Origin of the sequence: Brevibacillus soli, assembly GCF_044759095.2 — a bacterium.
Lineage (GTDB): Bacteria > Bacillota > Bacilli > Brevibacillales > Brevibacillaceae > JBIYSM02.
This window is the reverse complement of record NZ_JBIYSM020000107.1, coordinates 1-746: the sequence shown is the minus strand read 5'-3', so window position 1 is coordinate 746 and position 746 is coordinate 1. Positions and strand designations below refer to the sequence as shown.

Here is a 746-nt window from a genome sequence, read left to right as displayed (position 1 = left end):
GAGGTTGATAGGTTCGGTGTGGAAGCGCGGCAACGCGTGGAGCTGACGAATACTAATCGGTCGAGGACTTATCCACATTCCTTGTGCAAAACTTGCGTATCCAGTTTTGAAGGTTCAAGCCTTCAACAAACGTTCCTCGGTAGCTCAGTCGGTAGAGCAATCGGCTGTTAACCGATCGGTCGGCGGTTCGAGTCCGTCCCGAGGAGCCATATACGGAGAGTTACCCAAGAGGCCGAAGGGGACGGTTTGCTAAACCGTTAGTATGCGCAAGCGTAGCGAGGGTTCGAATCCCTCACTCTCCGCCATTTAATTTTACATTCTAGAACTTGTGGCGGTGTAGCTCAGCTGGCTAGAGCGTTCGGTTCATACCCGAAAGGTCGGGGGTTCGAGCCCCTCCGCCGCTACCAAAAAACATAAACACTCTGCGGTCGTGGTGGAATTGGCAGACACACCATCTTGAGGGGGTGGCGGGGCGACCCGTGCGAGTTCGAGTCTCGCCGACCGCACCAAGAGAAATATGGCCCGTTGGTGAAGCGGTTTAACACAGCAGCCTTTCACGCTGTCATTCAGGGGTTCGAATCCCCTACGGGTCACCATGAATTGAATTAGGGTCCCCGCAAAGTAGTCGGAATGAGCTTCGAAGCGAAAGGTCACTTTGTGGGGTGTTGCGGAGGCTTAGCTCAGCTGGGAGAGCATCTGCCTTACAAGCAGAGGGTCGGCGGTTCGATCCCGTCAGCCTCCACCAT

Annotated in this window: 6 tRNA genes; all 6 read left to right on the top strand. The window is 55.0% G+C overall.

Annotated elements, in window-relative coordinates:
• Nucleotides 1-133 precede the first annotated feature (133 nt).
• The 6 genes from ACE99V_RS20410 (at nucleotide 134) to ACE99V_RS20385 (ending at nucleotide 745) form a co-directional block, all read left to right on the top strand.
• Nucleotides 134-209, top strand: a tRNA-Asn gene (locus ACE99V_RS20410).
• 5 nt (nucleotides 210-214) lie between these two features.
• Nucleotides 215-305 (top strand) — tRNA-Ser (locus ACE99V_RS20405).
• Nucleotides 306-330: 25 nt separating this feature from the next.
• A tRNA-Met gene (locus ACE99V_RS20400) sits at nucleotides 331-407 on the top strand.
• 17 nt (nucleotides 408-424) lie between these two features.
• Nucleotides 425-509, top strand: a tRNA-Leu gene (locus tag ACE99V_RS20395).
• 10 nt (nucleotides 510-519) lie between these two features.
• Nucleotides 520-596: transfer RNA gene (locus ACE99V_RS20390), tRNA-Glu, on the top strand.
• A gap of 73 nt (nucleotides 597-669) precedes the next feature.
• A tRNA-Val gene (locus tag ACE99V_RS20385) sits at nucleotides 670-745 on the top strand.
• Nucleotide 746: the final 1 nt, after the last annotated feature.